At 56.3% G+C, this 18,239-nt stretch carries 20 protein-coding genes; 6 read left to right on the forward strand and 14 right to left on the reverse strand.

The features are described 5' to 3' along the window. Positions 1 to 137: 137 nt before the first annotated feature. Genes hemW through DVA44_RS03895 form a run of 5 tightly spaced genes read right to left on the reverse strand, consistent with a single transcriptional unit; the run spans position 138 to position 3,446 of the window. The gene (gene hemW / locus DVA44_RS03875; RefSeq protein WP_114385773.1) at positions 138 to 1,274 is read right to left on the reverse strand and encodes a radical SAM family heme chaperone HemW; all 1,137 of its coding nucleotides are present in this window, start codon (positions 1,272 to 1,274) and stop codon (positions 138 to 140) included. Then, the gene (locus DVA44_RS03880) at positions 1,267 to 1,860 is read right to left on the reverse strand and encodes an XTP/dITP diphosphatase (protein ID WP_103176930.1); all 594 of its coding nucleotides are present in this window, start codon (positions 1,858 to 1,860) and stop codon (positions 1,267 to 1,269) included. Before DVA44_RS03880 ends, hemW begins: the two co-directional genes overlap by 8 nt. Positions 1,861 to 1,863: 3 nt before the next feature. Next, positions 1,864 to 2,160: a DUF167 family protein YggU gene (yggU, locus tag DVA44_RS03885; protein WP_103822821.1), complete on the reverse strand. Its 297-nt coding sequence runs from the start codon at positions 2,158 to 2,160 to the stop codon at positions 1,864 to 1,866. Further along, on the reverse strand, positions 2,157 to 2,723 hold the full coding sequence (locus DVA44_RS03890; protein WP_114385774.1) for a YggT family protein: 567 nt from the start codon (positions 2,721 to 2,723) through the stop codon (positions 2,157 to 2,159). The genes yggU and DVA44_RS03890 overlap by 4 nt, the downstream gene beginning before the upstream one ends. Before the next feature lie 21 nt (positions 2,724 to 2,744). After that, positions 2,745 to 3,446, reverse strand: coding sequence for a YggS family pyridoxal phosphate-dependent enzyme (locus DVA44_RS03895; protein WP_114316819.1), 702 nt, complete (start codon positions 3,444 to 3,446; stop codon positions 2,745 to 2,747). A gap of 17 nt (positions 3,447 to 3,463) precedes the next feature. On the opposite strand from DVA44_RS03895, the gene DVA44_RS03900 reads away from it, so the two are divergent. After that, positions 3,464 to 4,459, forward strand: a complete 996-nt coding sequence (locus tag DVA44_RS03900; RefSeq protein ID WP_114385775.1) for a type IV pilus twitching motility protein PilT — start codon at positions 3,464 to 3,466, stop codon at positions 4,457 to 4,459. 92 nt (positions 4,460 to 4,551) lie between these two features. Beyond that, on the forward strand, positions 4,552 to 5,247 hold the full coding sequence (locus DVA44_RS03905; protein WP_114316821.1) for an IclR family transcriptional regulator: 696 nt from the start codon (positions 4,552 to 4,554) through the stop codon (positions 5,245 to 5,247). A 32-nt stretch (positions 5,248 to 5,279) separates the two neighbouring features. On the opposite strand, the gene ruvX is transcribed toward DVA44_RS03905, so the two are convergent. The 8 genes from ruvX to metK all read right to left on the reverse strand — a co-directional run bounded on the left by ruvX (position 5,280) and on the right by metK (position 12,326). Then, entirely contained in the window at positions 5,280 to 5,696 is a 417-nt protein-coding gene (ruvX, locus tag DVA44_RS03910; protein ID WP_103822816.1) for a Holliday junction resolvase RuvX, read from the reverse strand. Then, positions 5,696 to 6,256 (reverse strand): YqgE/AlgH family protein, encoded by a 561-nt coding sequence (locus tag DVA44_RS03915; RefSeq protein WP_114316822.1) that lies wholly within the window; start codon positions 6,254 to 6,256, stop codon positions 5,696 to 5,698. Before DVA44_RS03915 ends, ruvX begins: the two co-directional genes overlap by 1 nt. A gap of 155 nt (positions 6,257 to 6,411) precedes the next feature. After that, complete coding sequence (gshB, locus tag DVA44_RS03920) at positions 6,412 to 7,359, reverse strand: glutathione synthase (RefSeq protein WP_114316823.1); 948 nt, start codon at positions 7,357 to 7,359, stop codon at positions 6,412 to 6,414. Between the two features lie 19 nt (positions 7,360 to 7,378). After that, positions 7,379 to 8,110 carry a 16S rRNA (uracil(1498)-N(3))-methyltransferase gene (gene rsmE / locus DVA44_RS03925; RefSeq protein WP_114316824.1) on the reverse strand — a complete coding sequence of 244 codons (732 nt, stop codon included), beginning with the start codon at positions 8,108 to 8,110 and terminating at the stop codon, positions 7,379 to 7,381. Between the two features lie 84 nt (positions 8,111 to 8,194). Continuing rightward, entirely contained in the window at positions 8,195 to 8,902 is a 708-nt protein-coding gene (gene endA / locus DVA44_RS03930) for a deoxyribonuclease I (protein ID WP_103176920.1), read from the reverse strand. Between the two features lie 94 nt (positions 8,903 to 8,996). Further along, positions 8,997 to 9,494 (reverse strand): SprT family zinc-dependent metalloprotease, encoded by a 498-nt coding sequence (locus tag DVA44_RS03935; protein ID WP_114316825.1) that lies wholly within the window; start codon positions 9,492 to 9,494, stop codon positions 8,997 to 8,999. A 71-nt stretch (positions 9,495 to 9,565) separates the two neighbouring features. Continuing rightward, positions 9,566 to 10,963: a sugar porter family MFS transporter gene (locus tag DVA44_RS03940; protein ID WP_103176918.1), complete on the reverse strand. Its 1,398-nt coding sequence runs from the start codon at positions 10,961 to 10,963 to the stop codon at positions 9,566 to 9,568. Between the two features lie 208 nt (positions 10,964 to 11,171). Continuing rightward, complete coding sequence (gene metK / locus DVA44_RS03945) at positions 11,172 to 12,326, reverse strand: methionine adenosyltransferase (RefSeq protein ID WP_103822810.1); 1,155 nt, start codon at positions 12,324 to 12,326, stop codon at positions 11,172 to 11,174. Positions 12,327 to 12,985: 659 nt separating this feature from the next. On the opposite strand from metK, the gene yqgB reads away from it, so the two are divergent. The 3 genes from yqgB to DVA44_RS25635 are packed head-to-tail and all read left to right on the forward strand — an operon-like array spanning position 12,986 to position 15,278. Continuing rightward, the gene (yqgB, locus tag DVA44_RS03955; protein ID WP_139156299.1) at positions 12,986 to 13,117 is read left to right on the forward strand and encodes an acid stress response protein YqgB; all 132 of its coding nucleotides are present in this window, start codon (positions 12,986 to 12,988) and stop codon (positions 13,115 to 13,117) included. Positions 13,118 to 13,125: 8 nt separating this feature from the next. Further along, the gene (speA, locus tag DVA44_RS03960) at positions 13,126 to 15,102 is read left to right on the forward strand and encodes a biosynthetic arginine decarboxylase (protein ID WP_103822809.1); all 1,977 of its coding nucleotides are present in this window, start codon (positions 13,126 to 13,128) and stop codon (positions 15,100 to 15,102) included. After that, on the forward strand, positions 15,102 to 15,278 hold the full coding sequence (locus DVA44_RS25635; protein ID WP_168194449.1) for a hypothetical protein: 177 nt from the start codon (positions 15,102 to 15,104) through the stop codon (positions 15,276 to 15,278). Before speA ends, DVA44_RS25635 begins: the two co-directional genes overlap by 1 nt. A gap of 44 nt (positions 15,279 to 15,322) precedes the next feature. On the opposite strand, the gene DVA44_RS03965 is transcribed toward DVA44_RS25635, so the two are convergent. Further along, complete coding sequence (locus tag DVA44_RS03965; RefSeq protein ID WP_114385776.1) at positions 15,323 to 16,897, reverse strand: hypothetical protein; 1,575 nt, start codon at positions 16,895 to 16,897, stop codon at positions 15,323 to 15,325. Positions 16,898 to 17,059: 162 nt separating this feature from the next. Here DVA44_RS03965 and DVA44_RS03970 point away from each other — a divergent pair, with 162 nt between their 5' ends. Continuing rightward, positions 17,060 to 18,238, forward strand: coding sequence for an oligogalacturonate lyase family protein (locus DVA44_RS03970; RefSeq protein ID WP_114385777.1), 1,179 nt, complete (start codon positions 17,060 to 17,062; stop codon positions 18,236 to 18,238). Position 18,239 lies beyond the last annotated feature (1 nt).

Genomic DNA, 18,239 nt, shown 5'->3' on the forward strand with positions numbered 1-18,239 from the left:
CGCTGGATTAGATAAATAGATGGAGGGGGATTTATGGTTCAGACAATAATATATGGTTTACTTTAATTGTTATTAAAAAGCCGTAATGTTTATTCGGTTTTAACGATATAAAAATGCGCCCGGAGGCGCATCAGGCATTATTCTGCGAGGAACAGCTCAAGAAGGGAGTTCAGGAACAATTTCCCCTGCTGGGTGATTTGCCAGTACTGATCGCATTCGGTCAGGTAACCTTTGGCGATGGCTTCATTCAGTTGAGGGCGAATTACCGCTTCAGGCAACCCGGTATACAACGTAAACTCCGCGCGCGGTGCGGCTTCCAGCAGGCGGAAGCGGTTCATAAAGAACTCAAACGGCTTATCGTCAGCTTCAACATCATGGCTGCGCTCAAGATAGCGTCCTTCCATATAGCCACGCGGATGGCGCGTTTTAGCCGTGCGCAGAATCCGTCCGTCCGGGAAGGTCACTTTGCCGTGGGCGCCACAGCCAATGCCCAGGTAGTCGCCAAAACGCCAGTAGTTCAGGTTGTGCTGACACTGGTAGCCAGGCTTCGCGTAGGCCGAGGTTTCGTACTGCTGATACCCGGCGGCGGTCAAAAGCCTGTGGCCCTGCTCGAAAATATCCCACAGCGCGTCATCATCAGGCAGCACCGGCGGGCGTGAACCAAACAGCGTGTTTGGCTCAATGGTCAGCTGATACCAGGAGAGGTGCGGCGGGTTCAGCTCAATGGCCTGGCGCAGATCGTCCAGCGCTTCCTCCAGGGACTGATCCGGCAGGCCGTGCATCAGGTCGAGGTTAAAGCTGCGCAACCCCAGCCCGGTTGCCAGGTGAGCGGCGCGCTTTGCCTCTTCCGGGCCATGAATGCGTCCCAGAAGCTTTAATTTCGGCTCGCTGAAGCTCTGTACCCCAATGGAGATACGGTTCACCCCGGCGCGCTGATACTCCACAAAACGGTCGGCCTCGACGGTTCCCGGGTTGGCCTCCATGGTAATCTCTGCATCCGCTGCCAGATTAAGAAGCGCACGCACGCCATCCAGCAGCGTCTGCATCGCCGGGCCTGAGAGCAGGCTCGGCGTACCGCCACCGATAAAAATGGTCTTTACTTCACGTCCCTGCGCGTAAGGTACGTCGGCGTCCAGATCGGCAAGCAGATGCTGAACGTAATCGTCATGGGGCACTTCGCCTTTTAGCGCATGCGAGTTGAAATCGCAGTACGGGCATTTCTGCACGCACCACGGGATGTGAATATAAAGACTCAATGGTGGCAAATTAGCCATTACGTAATGCTTCCAGTAACAGTTTCAGGGCGCGTCCACGATGGGAAATCGCGCTTTTTTCTTCGCGGGTCAGTTCCGCAGCGGTTTTGCCCTCGCTCGGGACAAAGAAAATCGGATCGTAGCCAAAGCCGCCATTGCCTGCCGCCTCGCGGGCGATCACGCCCGGCCAGCTGCCGTGGCAGACCAGCGGCGTTGGGTCTTCAGCGTGACGCATATAGACCAGCACGCAGTGGAACTGCGCTTTGCGCTGCTCATCCGGTACATCCTTGAGCGTTTCCAGCAGCTTTTCGAGGTTCTGCTGGTCGCTGGCGTCGACGCCGGAGTAGCGGGCGGAGTAAATTCCTGGCGCGCCGCCAAGGGCATCTACCGCCAGGCCAGAGTCATCGGCAATGGCCGGTAAGCCGGTGACCTGTGCAGCATGGCGCGCCTTCAGAATGGCGTTTTCAATAAAGGTCAGGCCGGTCTCTTCCGCAGAGTCCACCCCCAGCTCGGTCTGAGCGACCACATCCAGACCGAAATCATTTAACAGCGAGGCCAGCTCGCGCACTTTACCGGCGTTACCGGTAGCGAGAACAACTTTTTGCATCTGTTAATCCTGTTGTATCAGTGCCGCGACTTCCGTCGGGATTTGTTGCGGATTAAGAATTTTGACCTGCTTGTGACGGCCCAGTTCACCTTTCTCGATCAGCACCTGGCTTTTCGCAACGCGAAACTGCTTCGCCAGATACTTCACCAGATGGGCATTGGCCTGGCCATCCACAGGAGGGGCGGTGATGGCGACTTTTACTTCGTCGCCATGCAGCCCGATAATCGTGTCGCGGCTGGCTTTCGGCTGAATATACAGCCGTAAAACCAGCCCATCGGCGCAGGTGCTGACAGCACTCATAACGCCATCCACAGCCCCGGCAGCAACATATTGCCTGTGGACTGCAGCAGTTCAGCGATACCCATGTTGATTACGTACAGCAGCAGCACGAGGATCATTGGGGAGAAGTCGATTCCACCCATGGCTGGCAGCAGATTACGAATCGGGCGCAGCAGCGGGTCGGCAAGCTGAATCAGGGCATACTCTACCGGGCTACGGCCCTGGCTTACCCAGCTCATGATCGCCATCAGCAGCAGAACCCAGAAAATCAGCAGGCCGATCGTTTTTATCAGGATCAACACCGCCGCGATCCAGATGATCGGCTGGAAGGTGATGACCATAAACAGCACGATCGCTTTCACCACGCACAGGATCAGCGCAATCAGCAGGGAGGCGCTGTCAATCGGGCCCATCGGCGGGATCACCCGGCGCAGCGGTCCGACAATCGGTTGGGTCACTTTCACGACAAACTGTGAGAAGGGGTTGTAAAAATCACAACGGGCCCACTGCATCCAGACGCGTAACAAAAGCACCATCGTATACAGTTCAATGACCGTTGAGAGCAGGAAGGTCAACGTCTTCATGGCGTTCCTCAGGTTTCCTTATTATTGGGTGTAATCGCGCGCGCCGAAAATTGCTGTCCCGATGCGCACCATGGTGCTGCCAGCCGCAATCGCGGCGGCCATATCGTCCGTCATGCCCAGTGAAAGCGTGTCGACCGTTGGGTAGCGCGTTTTAAGCGCCTCAAATGCTACAGCCATTTGCCGGGCTACGGCAAACTGCCTGTCGTAATCTGTTTCAGGGGCCGGAATCGCCATTAACCCGCGCAGGCGAAGGCCGGGCAGAGCGGCAACCTGTTCCGCCAGATGCTCCAGTTCCTCAAGAGCAATACCTGACTTACTGTTTTCATCGCTAATATTGATTTGAATCAGCACGTTAAGCGGCGGCATCTCGGCCGGGCGCTGCTCGCTCAGACGGGTGGCGATGCGCAGACGATCGACGGTATGACACCAGTCGAAATGCTCCGCCACCAGCCGGCTTTTGTTCGACTGTAGCGGTCCGATAAAGTGCCACTGCAGATCCGCGGTGCCCTTTTCCCGGAAATGGCGGATTTTTTCCACCCCTTCCTGCACGTAGTTTTCACCGAACATGCGCTGGCCTGCATCAATCGCTTCTGCGATGGCGCTCGCAGGCTTGGTTTTACTGACTGCAAGCAACGTAACTTCTTCTGAAGCACGGCCGCAACCTGTTGCCGCGGCTGAGATTTTGTCCCTGACCTGTGCCAGGTTATGCGCAATGTCGTTCATTTTCCGGGGATCATTAAATGGATATGGAAGAAATTGTGGCCCTTAGTGTAAAGCATAACGTCTCGGATCTACACCTGTGCAGTAACGCGCCACCTCGCTGGCGGCGGCGTGGGAAAATGGAATTTGCCCCCTTTCCGGGGCCGGAGGTCGCGATGCTGCTAAAAAGCTGGCTTAGCGACGAGCAGCAGGGGGCATGGTGCGCCCAAGGTCAGGTGGATTTTGCCGTTACGCTTGCGAGCAAGCAGCGGCTGCGGGCCAGCGCCTTTGCACATATGCAGGGGTGTTCCCTGGCGCTCCGCCTGCTTCCAGACGAGTGCCCGCAGTTGCATACACTGGGAGCGCCGCGGGCGATACCTGAACTGCTGGCAAATGATAACGGCCTGATACTGGTGACCGGGGCGACAGGCAGCGGTAAATCCACCACGCTTGCGGCGATGGTCGATTTTCTCAATCACCATAGCGACGGGCATATCCTGACGCTCGAAGATCCGGTGGAATTTATCCATCAGAGCAAGCGTTGCCTGATTCAGCAGCGGGAGATTGGCCTGCATTGCCTCTCCTTTTCCGACGCGCTGCGGGCAGCCTTACGTGAAGATCCCGATGTAATCCTGCTGGGCGAACTGCGTGACAGCGAGACGATTCGCCTTGCGCTTACCGCTGCAGAGACCGGGCATCTGGTGCTGGCGACGCTTCATACCCGGGGCGCCGCCCAGGCGGTGGAGAGGCTGGTGGAGAGGCTGGTGGATGCCTTTCCCGCACAGGAAAAAGAGCCGGTACGTAAACAGCTGGCAGGCAGCCTGCGGGCCGTGCTGGCGCAAAAACTCGAAAGGGATAACCAGCAGGGGCGTGTCGCGCTGTTCGAGCTGCTGGTTAATACCCCAGCGGCGGCCAATTTGATCCGTGAAGGCAAAACCTATCAACTGCCCGGCGTGATCCAGACCGGGCAGCAGGCTGGCATGCAAAACTTCGAGCAGAGCCTGGCTGAGCGCAGGGCGCAGGGGCGATTGTCATGAGCCTGCGCCAGCAGAGAATGCCTCTCATGGCCTTGTTTCCTGCGGTATGAGCGCTAAAATCGAGTTTCTGATTGCACTGATTGAAAGCGGCTATGTCATCACAACCGAACCAAAGTCTTATCGACGGCATTCGCTGTCTGCAATATCTGGTTTCCAGCGGCCGTGCTATCGGTTGCCGTGAACTCGCACGACTGATGGGGATCAACACCACCCGGGTGAACCGTTTGCTGATGACCATGGCCTCTATTGGCCTGACCATGCAGGACGAGCACCGCCGCTACCTGCCAGGCCCCGGCATTCATGCCCTGGCGGCGCAGTCCATCCGTGGCTCGGAGCTTTTCTCCCGCGCCTTGCCCCGGCTGGAGCGCCATGCGCCACGCGATATCGTGGTGGCTTTGGGGGTGCTGTGGGAGGATCAGGTCATTTATATCTGGCACGCCGTTCCCGGCAGCCAGGCCAGCCAGGCGCTGGCCGGATTCCATATGCTCCCCGCCTGGCAATCGGTGATTGGCATGTCGCTGCTGGCGAGCGAACCGGATGACGCGCTGATCCCCCGCTTTACGCCCGAGCAGTGGCAAAACCTCGCCCCGCATGTGGCCCAGCAGCGTGAGCAGGGACGTGTGATCTGGCATCACGACGACGGTGAAGTGTCGATGGCGGTACCCGTAGGGGCGCACCATGCCGCGCTGGCGTTTGCCGGTATGTGGAATATTGACGATGAGACCGTCCGCTCACGTCTTGATGAGCTGACCGCGCTCAACGCCACGCTGCTGGCGGACCAGGAATGAATTGCCCGGATTGCCGGGCAAAGGGAAGGGGATCAGTAACCCTGCTCGAAGTAACTTTCGAGAATAATCACCGCAGAAGCGGAATCGACGCTGCCTTTGTTGAGCGCGCGAAAACCGCCATGCTCGAACAGACCGGCGCGGGCTTCAACCGTGCTTAACCGCTCGTCATGCAGCTTAATCGCCACGCCAAAACGGCCATGAATTTTATTGGCAAAATTGCGCGCCCGGGCAGTTAGTGGCTGTTCTGTGCCATCCATATTCAGCGGTAAACCGACGATGACCTCGTCCGGCTGCCACTCTTTCAGCAGTCGTTCGATCAGGTTCCAGTCCGGGGTGCCGTTTTGCGCTTTCAGCGCCGTCAGCGGGCGGGCGGTGCCGGTGATGCGCTGGCCGATCGCCACGCCGATACTTTTGGTGCCGAAATCAAAGGCGAGAAGCGTGCCGCTCATCAGGCGTGCCCCGCGACGCCAGGCATGGTCTGGATATCAATGCCAATCAGTTTTGCCGCATCCCGCCAGCGATCGGCGATGGGGGTTTTAAACAGAATGTTCAGATCTGCCGGGGCCGTGAGCCAGGCATTATCCAGGATCTCCTGCTCAAGCTGGCCTTTTTCCCATGAGGCGTAACCGAGCGCCACAAGCACATCCGCCGGCTGGCTGGTGGTGCCCAGCGTCTCCAGCACGTCACGGGAGGTGGTCACAACGGTATTGTCAGAGATGCGGATGCTGGAGGAGAAACCGGGCGGCGTATGCAAAATAAAGCCGCGATCTTCTGCCAGCGGGCCACCCAGCATCACCGGTTTGTCGAGACGAATTTCAGGGATACGTTCGTCCTGGGAAATTTTCAGTTTTTCCAGAATGCCTTCAACAGTCAGATTTTCCAGCGGTTTATTGATGATAATCCCCATCGCACCCTCTTCGCTGTACTCGCAGATATACACGACGGAACGGCGGAAAATCGGATCCTGGAGAGCAGGCATGGCAATCAGAAAGTGATGCTGTAAATTCATTGTCAGAGGTTCAGTTTCCTGGTTTAAAAAGCGACAGCATCCAGTATGCGGACAAAACCCGACACTGTCACTATACACTTCACCCTTCACGCTGCCGGGGCAACGGCTGTGCCTTGATGCAGCATGAAGGGTTGTGTGTATAAATATTGGGACTGTTACTGCTTCAGCCGTTTTTCGATCGCATCCATCAGCATGCCGGTGATAGACACCGGGAACTCAGCTTCGATTTCACGAATACAGGTCGGGCTGGTCACGTTCACTTCTGTCAGGCGATCGCCAATGATGTCGAGGCCAACGAAGATCAGCCCTTTGGCTTTTAACAGCGGGCCCACGCGGCGGGCAATTTCCCAGTCGCTTTCGGTCAGCGGACGCGGCTCGCCACGGCCACCGGCCGCCAGGTTACCACGGGTTTCGCCACCCTGCGGAATACGCGCCAGGCAGTAAGGCACCGGTTCGCCATCCACTACCAGCACGCGCTTGTCGCCGTCGACAATCGCCGGAATATAGTTCTGCGCCATGCAGTAGCGGGTACCGTGCTCGGTCAGCGTTTCGGCGATCACCCCCAGGTTTGGGTCACCCTCTTTAACGCGGAAGATTGAGGCGCCGCCCATGCCGTCCAGCGGTTTCAGGATGATATCGCCATGTTTCTGCCAGAAGGCTTTCAGCTGCGCTTTGTTGCGCGTCACCAGCGTCTCTGGCGTCAGGTCGGAGAACCAGGCGGTGTAGAGCTTCTCGTTACAGTCGCGCAGGCTCTGCGGCTTGTTGACGATCAGGGTGCCTTTCTCTTCTGCGCGCTCCAGGATATAGGTGCAGTAGATGTACTCCGTGTCGAACGGCGGGTCTTTACGCATCAGGATCACGTCGAGTTCGGCAAGCGGCAGATCCTGCTCGGAACCAAACTCGTACCATTTATCGTAATTCTGCTCGACGTTGACGATGCGGGTGCGTGCACGCGCCTCGCCGTTAATCAGATACAGATCGCTCATCTCCATATAGTGGAGCTGATAGCCGCGACGTTGCGCTTCCAGCAGCATAGCGAAGCTGGAATCTTTCTTGATATTGATGCTTGCGATGGGGTCCATCACGATGCCGAGCTTGATCATTGTCTTCTCCGTTAATGCTTCAACCTAAATCGCCAAAACGCACCTGCAGGGCAGTGATGGCGGTTAGCGCGGTGGTCTCAGTACGCAGAACGCGGGGTCCCAACAGAATATCAGTAAACTGGTAGCGTGCGGTCATGGCGATCTCATCCGCCGACAGGCCGCCTTCCGGACCGATCAACAAACGCACGCGCTCAACCGGCAGCGGCAGGGTGTTGATGCTGGCGCTGGCGCGGGGATGAAGGTTGAGCTTCAGACCCTGCTCCTCTTCCGCGCACCAGGCTTCAAGATCCATGGCCGGACGGATCTCCGGGACGCGGTTGCGGCCACACTGCTCACAGGCGGCAATGGCGATTTTTTGCCACTGCTGGAGCTTCTTATTCAGACGTTCAGCATCCAGTTTAACCCCGCAGCGCTCAGAAAAAAGTGGCGTAATGAGGCTTACACCCAGTTCGATCGATTTCTGGATGGTGAATTCCATTTTTTCGCCGCGCGACATCACCTGGCCTAAATGGATATGCAGCGGTGATTCACGATCGTCGATGTCGCCACGCAGGACGCTGACCTGCACGCTTTTTTTATCGGCGCGGATAATTTCGGCGTCAAAAACCTGATTTGAACCATCAAACAGTTGAATCGCCTGGCCTGCACCCATGCGCAGCACGCGGCCAACGTGGTTGGCGGCCTCTTCAGAGAGGGCGATTTCGCTGTCAGCGGCAATCGGTTCTGGGTGATAAATACGGGGAACACGCATAGTTAAGAAATCCATCAAGAGCTGAGTCCCCCTCATCCCACAGGGGAGAGGGGGACGCTAAGAAACAGTTGCCGCTAGTGTAGGTTAGCTCTTTTGCGCCTGGCAAGCGCGCTGGACGTAAGGGTTGTGATTCCCCTGTACTTTGGCGATGCGCTCGTCTCGTATGCACTCCCAGGCCGTGACCGGATAGAGTTTATCCCAGGCGTTGAAGAGCTGGGTCTGCTGGCGGGAGAGGTTGAGGTGATACCTGTCGCGCATGTAGAAGTAGATGCGGGCGATGCTGCCGCGGGCGCGGGCAGGCGGCTCGGCAAGTTTCTCCTTGAAATCGACCTTCATGGCGCACTGGCCATACTGGCCTTCGCCGCCGTTCCACTGGCTATACATAAAGTTGCCGCGATCGCCATTTACCTCGCCCACGGCGGGTTGCAGGTTATGCATATCGCTCTCTATCTGGCGATAGATTGGGTCTTTGGCGCAGTTTTTACGCCCGCCATCCTGCCAGCACTGACGCTGGTGGCCGAACTGCCAGGCCGGGACCACATGTTCCCATTCGATACGGCTGGCGCGGTTCTCATTTTTACGCACTTTGTAGCCGCAGGACTGTAGATCCACGACCCCTTTTTTGCCCTGCCAGTTAATTTTGCAGCCACAGTAAAAATCGCCCGGTACGTCAGCATTGACCTTTACGCCTGCGGCTTTTGCCTGAGAGAAACTGTGGATACCTTCGGCCAGCGCATGGCCTGAGAACGCCGTCGTCAGAAACGCGACCGCGAGAGAGAAATTACGGGACATCGTGAACTCCGTGTCAAAACGAGCCCGCAACGTAACGAAAGTTGTTCCTGTATGCAATCAGGTAGATCAGGAATGTTCCTGATTGTTCTGCCGCTTACTCAGCGATAAGGGATTCACCGCACTTTACGCAGCGGTAGGTCGCTTCTCCGCGCACCACCCGGTTATGGCGACGCACCGTAAGCTGGTGCTGCTGACAGGGGCAGCGATAGGGGAACGTATTGCGCCGAACGGAATCAAGCTCGAACTGGTGGGTTCGGCGAGCCGGTACGCCCAGCACGGCTTCCATCATCCATTTCCACTCTTTGCCGTGCGGCGCCACGCGGCCAAAGTGCTTCCATACCAGCAGATGCGCCAGTTCATGCGGCACCACCTCGTCAATAAACGCCTGCTGGTTTTCCAGCATTAACACGGGGTTAAGGCGGATCTCGTACGCGTCCAGCCAGGCGGTGCCTGCTGCGGTGCCGCGCTGCTGCCACACCAGCTTAGGTTCAGGGTAGTTCCGGTCGAGTTTCAGGTTGGCCTGGGCCAGTTTATCGCGCAGGCTGCGCATAGCGGCTTGCTGAAGCGCAATAGGGAGACGGGGTGTTTTCATAGGAGCAGAGCATAGAGCCTGCGGCGAGGCGGTGCAAGCGGCTTCCTCCGCAGGGGAGGAAGCCGGATGGATCAATCGTGGGAGCCAATTTCGCGCAGGGGGCGACCTTTCATCAGGTTGCGTTCGATATGTTCCAGCGAAACATGTTTCGTTTCAGGAACCAGCCACAGCGTCAGCACGATAAACAGCAGGTTCAGACCGCCGTACACCCAGAAGGTGTTGGCATTACCCAGCGTATCGAGCATGGTCAGGAAGGTTGCGCCGACAATCATGTTGGCGATCCAGTTGGTGGCGGTGGAGCAAGTAATACCGAAGTCGCGGCCTTTCAGGGGCTGGATCTCAGAACAGAGTACCCAGATCAGCGGGCCCGCGCTCATCGCAAAACCGACGATAAACATCAGCAGCATCCCGACGGCTACGTACTGCATCGCGGTGGAGTCAATACCCACATGCAGCATCGTACCCAGCACGCCCATACCCGCCGCCATGACCAGGAAGCCCAGCGTCAGCGTCGGTTTACGACCCCAGCGATCCACCAGACCGATGGCGATAAAGGTCGCCAGCACGTTGGTCAGGCCGACAATAACGGTGCCCCACATCTGCTGAGTGGTGTTGCTGTAACCTGCCAACTCAAAGATTTTTGGTGCGTAATACATAATGACGTTCATCCCGGTGAACTGCTGCATGATCTGCAGCAGCACGCCAAGGAACACCGCCCGACGGAAGTTGCTGTTCTCTTTAAACAAAGCCCAGCCGCTCTGTTTTACCTGCAGGCTTTCGCGGATCTCTTCCAGCTCACGCTTCGCTTCCGCGCTGGTATCGCGCAGGCGCAGCAGGACGCGCTCCGCATCGTTAAAGCGCCGTTTGGCCGCAAACCAGCGTGGGCTGTCAGGCAGGAAGAAGACACCAATCAGCAGCAGCACCGCCGGGATAATGATCACACCCAGCATCCAGCGCCATGCGCCACTGTAGCTGAAGGCGGTGTCAGAAAGATAGGCGCCGAGAATACCGATAGTAATCATCAGCTGATACATGGAGATCATGCTGCCGCGGATTTTCTCCGGTGCAATCTCAGACAGATACAGCGGCGCGGTATAAGAGGCCACACCCACCGCCAGGCCCAGCAGCACACGTGAAGCAATCAGCACTTCCACGTTAGGCGCCGCGGCAGAGAAGAGCGAACCGGCGACAAACAGAATCGCGCCAATCATCAGGCTCTTTTTACGCCCGAGTTTGAAGGAGAGCCAGCCGCTGCCGACTGCACCGACTGCCGCACCAAACATCATCGAGCTGACCACCCACTCCTGGGTATGGGAATCGATCTGGAATTCGTCAGTAATGAACGGCAGGGCGCCGGCAATCACGCCGATATCGAGGCCGAAAAGTAAACCTGCCAGTGCTGCGAGGAAGCAGACGAAGAATGTCATCGTCTTGTTGGACGTCCGTCCCTGTTTTTTATTATCAGGCATGAAGCCTCCAGTTGGTTTTTTGTTTTATGAATGTAAAGTTTTGAGTGGGATGCTGTAAAAGTATGTGAGAGGGGCGGGACAGACAAAGAGAGTATTCCGAAAGGGCTGCGTTTTTATCGCGATGTAAGCGATTTCAGGCGGGGCATTCAGGGGCATAAAAAACAAAAAGCCAGCACGAGGCTGGCTTTTTCAGTAAGCGGTCAGTCGATTATTTCAGACCGGCAGCTTCACGCAGCAGGGCGGCTTTGTCGGTTTTTTCCCACGGGAAATGTTCGCGACCAAAGTGACCGTAAGCAGCGGTTTCTTTGTAGATTGGGTGCAGCAGATCCAGCATCTGAATCAGACCGTATGGACGCAGGTCGAAGAACTCGCGCACCAGCAAGGTCAGCTGCTCAGATGGCACTTTTTCGGTACCAAAGGTTTCAACCATGATGGAGGTCGGTTCCGCCACGCCGATGGCGTAGGAGACCTGGATCTCACAGCGGTCAGCCAGACCAGCAGCCACGATGTTCTTGGCAACATAACGTGCTGCGTAGGCTGCGGAACGGTCAACTTTAGACGGATCCTTACCGGAGAATGCGCCGCCACCGTGACGCGCCATGCCGCCGTAGGTATCAACGATGATCTTACGTCCGGTCAGGCCGCAGTCGCCCATTGGTCCACCGATAACAAAGCGGCCCGTTGGGTTGATGAAGTATTTTGTTGAGGCATTCAGCCACTCGGTCGGCAGAACCGGCTTGATGATCTCTTCCATCACCGCTTCCTGCAGGGATTTCTGCTCGATATCTTCAGCGTGCTGAGTAGAGAGAACCACCGCGTCGATACCGACAATTTTACCGTCGTCGTACTGGAAGGTGACCTGGCTTTTCGCATCCGGACGCAGCCACGGCAGGGTGCCGTTTTTACGCACTTCAGCCTGACGCTGCACCAGACGGTGCGCATAGGTGATTGGCGCTGGCATCAGCACGTCGGTTTCGTTGGTAGCGTAGCCAAACATCAGGCCCTGGTCGCCCGCACCCTGTTCCAGCGGATCGGCACGGTCAACGCCCTGGTTGATGTCAGGGGACTGTTTGCCAATGGCGCTCAGGACGGCGCAAGAGTTGGCATCAAAGCCCATATCAGAATGTACATAGCCGATTTCACGTACGGTGTTACGGGTGATCTCTTCGATATCAACCCATGCACTGGTCGTGATTTCACCGCCCACCATCACCATGCCGGTTTTGACATAGGTTTCACACGCTACACGCGCCTTTGGATCCTGCTCGAGGATCGCATCCAGCACGGCATCGGAGATTTGGTCAGCAATTTTATCAGGATGTCCTTCTGATACAGACTCGGACGTAAACAGGTGTTTTGCCATGTTTTATTTTACCTAAGGAGAATTTGTATAGCTCAAACTGTCGTGTGGGATAGCCGTGGCAGGTTTTTCCACCAGGACTTGCAGATGGTGACACTGGCAGTCTGAGTGTTAATCGGTATGGATGGATTAACATCTGGATGGCTATTTTAGGTCACTTCTTCGCCCGATTTCCAGCTTTTTTTGAATGTATCCACACGCCCCTGAAAACCCTGCTGGAAATTTTTGCTGACGGTGCGTCATTGCCCGCATTTATATTTTGCATTTTCCGCGTCTTGTCGGTATAAAACGCGGCGCGCGGCTCATACAAAAAAGCACACGACGTTTCTTCGTGTCGCCACTTCCAGCCGGGTAAAGCAGTGAACTTTTAGCTTTAACTTGTCGCGAGTTTAATCAGGCTTGCATGGAGGTGATACGAGATAATGAACCGTCGTTTTCCGCTAATTCAGTTCTGCCTTTCAGGCCGGAACATGTTCCCCGCCATTCGCATTTCTAATCTGCAAACCTGCCGATGTTATACCCATCTCGGCGCTTCTCAGGATTCCCGGGCAGGCACTACGCTTTGTGAAGACTGAACAAGGGCGCTCTTGTTAATACAAGAGTTTTCTCGTGGTTTCGCCGGACCTTGTCATACAGAGTTCGGATACGTGTTTTACAATGATATGAATAAGAAACCGGTCGCACGGCCCGGCTTTCAGCATTCTGTGCTGGAAAACCGGTCGGATAATGGGTTGTTATCGCAGATTGACGCTGCGATAGTAGTCAACTGTTTTACACTTAATAGTAAGAGTTGAGGTTCGCTATGTCTGACGACATGTCTTCGTTTTCGCCTTCGTCAGCGGGCGAACAGGGTGTACTACGTTCTATGCAGGAGGTTGCGATGAGCTCCCAGGAAGCCAGCAAGATGCTGCGCACATACAATATTGCGTGGTGGGGTAACAACTACTACGACGTCAACGAGCTGGGCCACATCAGCGTTTGCCCGGATCCTGACGTACCGGAAGCGCGCGTCGATCTCGCCAAACTGGTAAAAGCACGCGAAGCGCAGGGCCAGCGTCTGCCCGCTCTGTTCTGCTTCCCGCAGATCCTGCAACACCGTCTGCGCTCCATTAACGCCGCCTTTAAGCGCGCGCGTGAATCCTACGGCTATAACGGCGACTACTTCCTGGTCTATCCGATCAAGGTAAACCAGCATCGTCGCGTTATTGAATCCCTGATCCACTCCGGCGAGCCGCTGGGTCTGGAAGCCGGTTCCAAAGCGGAGCTGATGGCGGTGCTGGCCCATGCCGGCATGACCCGCTCGGTGATCGTCTGTAACGGTTATAAAGACCGTGAATACATTCGTCTGGCGCTGATCGGTGAGAAGATGGGCCACAAGGTCTATCTGGTCATCGAGAAGATGTCTGAGATTAACATTGTGCTGGAAGAGGCCGAGCGTCTGAACGTGGTGCCGCGCCTGGGTGTGCGTGCGCGTCTGGCCTCCCAGGGCTCCGGCAAGTGGCAGTCCTCCGGCGGTGAAAAATCCAAGTTCGGCCTCGCGGCGAACCAGGTTCTGCAGCTGGTGGAGATCATGCGCGAGCGTGGTCGTCTGGACAGCATTCAGCTGCTGCACTTCCACCTCGGCTCCCAGATGGCCAACATCCGCGATATCGCCACGGGCGTACGCGAGTCGGCCCGTTTCTACGTCGAGCTGCATAAGCTGGGCGTAAATATCCAGTGCTTCGACGTGGGCGGCGGCCTGGGCGTGGACTACGAGGGTACTCGCTCCAAGTCTGACTGCTCCGTGAACTACGGTCTGAACGAATACGCGAACAACATCATCTGGGCAATCGGCGATGCCTGCGAAGAGCACGGCCTGCCGCACCCGACGGTGATCACCGAGTCCGGGCGTGCGGTGACCGCGCACCATACGGTGCTGGTCTCCAACATTATCGGCGTTGAGCGCAACGAATACACCGAAGCCACACCGCCTGCTGACGACGCGCCACGCGCGCTGCAGAGCATGTGGGAAACCTGGCAGGAGATGCACGAGCCGGGCACCCGCCGTTCCCTGCGCGAGTGGCTGCACGATAGCCAGATGGATCTGCATGATATTCATATCGGCTATTCATCCGGTACATACAGCCTGCAGGAGCGCGCCTGGGCAGAGCAGCTCTATCTGAACATGTGCCACGAAGTGCAGAAACAGCTCGACCCGAGCAACCGTGCGCACCGTCCGATCATCGACGAGCTGCAGGAGCGTATGGCGGACAAAATGTACGTCAACTTCTCGCTGTTCCAGTCGATGCCGGATGCGTGGGGTATCGATCAGCTGTTCCCGGTCCTGCCGCTGGAAGGGCTGAACCAGGTGCCTGAGCGCCGCGCGGTGCTGCTGGATATCACCTGTGACTCCGACGGCGCGATCGATCACTACATTGACGGTGACGGTATCGCCACCACCATGCCAATGCCGGAGTACGATCCGGAGAACCCACCTATGCTGGGCTTCTTTATGGTCGGGGCCTATCAGGAGATCCTGGGCAACATGCACAACCTGTTCGGGGACACCGAAGCGGTTGACGTGTTTGTCTTCCCTGATGGCAATGTGGAAGTGGAGCTCTCTGACGAGGGCGACACCGTGGCGGACATGCTGCAGTACGTGCAGCTCGATCCGAACAAACTGCTAACTCAGTTCCGCGATCAGGTGAAAAAGACCGATCTGGACGATACGCTGCAGAAACAGTTCCTGGAAGAGTTTGAAGCCGGTCTGTACGGTTACACATATCTGGAAGACGAGTAATGACGGTGCCCGGCGACGTTTGCGTCGCCGGGCTTTTCCTGCCCCAGCCAGTCGATGGCGATCACAAAATCCTGCCGCTCAAATGTGAGTTAGATCACCTGAAATTTCCCCTGGTCGTGATCGGCCTCACTTTTTCTACCGCTGATTGCGCTAACCGCTCTTTTCCTTTTGCCTGACGGATTTACTTCCCGCCCCTGTGCCACCATGCTTTCACTATCGCTTAGTCGTGAGCCAGGCTTGCTATCAACGCCGCGATGCGTGGCGGATTGAGCAGTGTGGCAAAGGAGGAGGGATGTTGTGAGCCCTGCTGAAGCAGCCACGTTTCAAGCTCGCGATTCTGATGCGTAAAGTGCGCCAGCGCCGCGGTGAATTCCGCCCTGACATCCGCTTGCTCGCCATATTTGCGCAGCCACAGTTTCAGCGTCAGCGCCCGGGTGAACGCGCTGTAGATATGGCTATATTTTACCGCCCGGGTTACCCCGGAAAGGAGGATATGCCGGGCTTCGTCGGTGAGCATGCTATCAGGCAGGAGATTAGATGCCCGGCTGTACATATAATCGGCCAGGAAGCGGCTACGCTGGTCCTCAAGCTCGATAAGCTGACGCTGCTGGTGGCCCAGCTCCGGATCGTCGCTCGGCATCAGCGGTTGAAAAGACTGGGTCCAGCTGGCGCCGCGGGTATCAAGATGAAGCAGATGCAGGGTCTGGTCTAAATCTTCCGGGGGGCGGCTGTGTGATTGCAGCACCCGCCCCAGTAGGGTAGGCGTTTTACAGCTCCATTCGTGGCTGGCGACGAGAATATCGCTGATGGCGTTAAGGGTTGGCAAGGTGAGAGGAGCGCGGGCGCGTTGCTGTAGCCAGGGAGCGATCAGTTGACGAGGGGCGACCTCTGGCTCGTGGATCAGCCGGGAGAGGCCGGACAAATTAAGCTCGTTAACGGAATCTTCCAGCGTCAGGTCTGGCAGCCACTCCCAGTCGACGCGGACGGTGATGGCCTCTGGCGTACTGTCGAGCTGATTAAGCCAGCTAAGGCGCTGCTGGATCTCGTCAAGCAGATAACAGGGCAGCAGCGTCCAGCCATATTCCAGCCCCCAGAGATCCAGCTCCAGCCATTTCTGGTTATGGCGAATGTTGAGCAGATTGGGATTACCGGCAAAGCCGGGACGGTAATCGAGTTCGGTTGCTTTAACCGAGGCGCGAACGTCGCCGGGCAGGGCCTCCAGCGCTTCCCGCAGCATATGCCGGGGCCAGGTTTTGTCCTGGTAATCGCGTAAAATAAGCTGGCGTCCCAGTTGCCGGATGCCCTTATATAACGCCTTTAATGCGCTAATCCAGTTTTCGGTGCTGACGTCGGGCGTGGATAACGACAGGCGCAGACCGCGAACGGTGGGCAACGCGGCGAGAATGTGCGGAATGACGTTCTGAAAAAAAGCGTGAATAAAGTGGGATTCGTTATTTTCAGAAAGAAAAAACTCCGGGAATTTTGCTTTTAATTCCTGGCTATTAGGGGTGGCTTCTCCCTGTAACCAAAGCTGCAAATTATGACGTTGAACATAGTCGCCCACTTTGCGTAAATAAATAAGGGCATTTTCCTGGGCGATGGTGAGATTAATTAAATCGGCGCCTTTACAATGCGGTGAAGGCGGAGCCAGACGCGCTAATAATGACTGCTGGTGAATAATAATGCCCTGAAAACCATAGCCTGTGGCCAGTCGTACCGCTTTTTCAATAAAAGCCCAGCGCCATATTTCAGGTGAATTAAATTCCATTAACAGGTAAGGCGTCGTTGTATTCATTAAACGCATTCCGCAGCGATAAAAAACGCATGCTAGATGCGATCCCCGCAAAGATCAAACGCCGCTGCTGGCGTAAGAAAAAAAGTGTGAGCCTGCTCGAATGCGCTAAAAACGTGTGTCATCTGCAGGCCAGATTGTTATGCCCTGACAGGAGGAGTTCCCATGGCGAAAGGTATGAAGGTCCAATTACATTTTGAACACTATATCGATGAGGATACCGGCGCTAAAGTTACCCGCTTCACGCCTGTTGATGTTATTTGTCATCGTAATTACTTTTACCAGAAATGTTTTATTGATGGTGGCAGGAAATTAATTTTTGCCGGTGAGTTCGATGTTAACCGCAACTATTATTTGCTGGATCTGGCGACGGGTATAGCAACGCAATTAACGGAAGGCGCGGGCGATAATACCTTTGGCGGTTTTTTATCACCGGATGAAACTTCGCTCTATTATGTCAAAAGCGAACGCAATTTAATGCGGGTAAATCTGTCGACGCTGCAGGAAGAGATCGTTTATCAAGTGCCGGAAGAGTGGGTGGGATATGGCACCTGGGTGGCGAACAGCGCCTGCAATAAGCTTGTCGGCGTGGAGATCCATCGCGACAGCTGGCGACCAATTAGCGACTGGACCGTCTTCCAGACCTTCTGGGCCGAGCAGCCGCGCTGTCGGGTTATCCGCATCGATCTGCATACAGGGGAGAGAACCACGCTGCTGGAGGAGAATCAGTGGCTGGGGCATCCGATTTATCGACCCTTTGATGACAACACCGTGGCCTTCTGCCACGAGGGGCCTTTGGACCGGGTTGACGCCCGTATGTGGCTGATGGACGAAGATGGCAGCAATATTCGTAAAGCCAGACAGCCCGCCCCCGGGGAGAGCTATACCCATGAATTCTGGGTGCCGGATGGCTCGGCGCTGATGTACGTCACCTATGTGAAAAACAGCCCTGTGCGCTATTTATGCCGTATTGACGGCCAGAGCGGCCAGGACGAACGCCTGATGGCGATGCCCCCCTGTTCCCACGTCATGAGTAACGAAGATGGCTCCCTCGCCGTAGGCGACGGTTCCGGCGTGCCCATTGATATCGCCGATAATTCCGGCTATGGCGATACCAGCGATCCCTACCTGTGGTTATTTGATTTGCGGAAAAAGCAAGCCTACAAAATCGCCCGTCACAGCTCCTCCTGGAAGGTGCTGGACGGCGATCGCCAGGTGACGCATCCGCACCCCTCGTTTACGCCCGACGAAAAAGCGGTGCTGTTCAGCACGGATAAAGACGGTAAACCGGCGCTCTATCTGGCCGAGATCCCGCCTGAGGTTTTGCAAAACATTAAGGCTTAAT

The organism is Leclercia sp. W17 (assembly GCF_003336325.1).
GTDB lineage: Bacteria > Pseudomonadota > Gammaproteobacteria > Enterobacterales > Enterobacteriaceae > Enterobacter.

Bases quoted from the DNA above. Each gene is read 5' to 3' on its own strand.
- DVA44_RS03970 (WP_114385777.1), top strand. From the start codon at position 17,060: ATGGCGAAAGGTATGAAGGTCCAATTACATTTTGAACACTATATCGAT.
- DVA44_RS25635 (WP_168194449.1), top strand. From the start codon at position 15,102: ATGACGGTGCCCGGCGACGTTTGCGTCGCCGGGCTTTTCCTGCCCCAG.
- ruvX (WP_103822816.1), bottom strand. From the start codon at position 5,696: ATGAGCGGCACGCTTCTCGCCTTTGATTTCGGCACCAAAAGTATCGGC.
- DVA44_RS03915 (WP_114316822.1), bottom strand. From the start codon at position 6,256: ATGAATTTACAGCATCACTTTCTGATTGCCATGCCTGCTCTCCAGGAT.
- DVA44_RS03935 (WP_114316825.1), bottom strand. From the start codon at position 9,494: ATGAAAACACCCCGTCTCCCTATTGCGCTTCAGCAAGCCGCTATGCGC.
- yqgB (WP_139156299.1), top strand. From the start codon at position 12,986: ATGAATAAGAAACCGGTCGCACGGCCCGGCTTTCAGCATTCTGTGCTG.
- DVA44_RS03890 (WP_114385774.1), bottom strand. From the start codon at position 2,723: ATGAAGACGTTGACCTTCCTGCTCTCAACGGTCATTGAACTGTATACG.
- yggU (WP_103822821.1), bottom strand. From the start codon at position 2,160: ATGAGTGCTGTCAGCACCTGCGCCGATGGGCTGGTTTTACGGCTGTAT.
- DVA44_RS03900 (WP_114385775.1), top strand. From the start codon at position 3,464: ATGGATATGGAAGAAATTGTGGCCCTTAGTGTAAAGCATAACGTCTCG.
- DVA44_RS03895 (WP_114316819.1), bottom strand. From the start codon at position 3,446: ATGAACGACATTGCGCATAACCTGGCACAGGTCAGGGACAAAATCTCA.
- endA (WP_103176920.1), bottom strand. From the start codon at position 8,902: ATGTCCCGTAATTTCTCTCTCGCGGTCGCGTTTCTGACGACGGCGTTC.
- DVA44_RS03965 (WP_114385776.1), bottom strand. From the start codon at position 16,897: ATGAATACAACGACGCCTTACCTGTTAATGGAATTTAATTCACCTGAA.
- speA (WP_103822809.1), top strand. From the start codon at position 13,126: ATGTCTGACGACATGTCTTCGTTTTCGCCTTCGTCAGCGGGCGAACAG.
- DVA44_RS03880 (WP_103176930.1), bottom strand. From the start codon at position 1,860: ATGCAAAAAGTTGTTCTCGCTACCGGTAACGCCGGTAAAGTGCGCGAG.
- rsmE (WP_114316824.1), bottom strand. From the start codon at position 8,110: ATGCGTGTTCCCCGTATTTATCACCCAGAACCGATTGCCGCTGACAGC.
- DVA44_RS03940 (WP_103176918.1), bottom strand. From the start codon at position 10,963: ATGCCTGATAATAAAAAACAGGGACGGACGTCCAACAAGACGATGACA.
- metK (WP_103822810.1), bottom strand. From the start codon at position 12,326: ATGGCAAAACACCTGTTTACGTCCGAGTCTGTATCAGAAGGACATCCT.
- gshB (WP_114316823.1), bottom strand. From the start codon at position 7,359: ATGATCAAGCTCGGCATCGTGATGGACCCCATCGCAAGCATCAATATC.
- DVA44_RS03905 (WP_114316821.1), top strand. From the start codon at position 4,552: ATGTCATCACAACCGAACCAAAGTCTTATCGACGGCATTCGCTGTCTG.
- hemW (WP_114385773.1), bottom strand. From the start codon at position 1,274: ATGGCTAATTTGCCACCATTGAGTCTTTATATTCACATCCCGTGGTGC.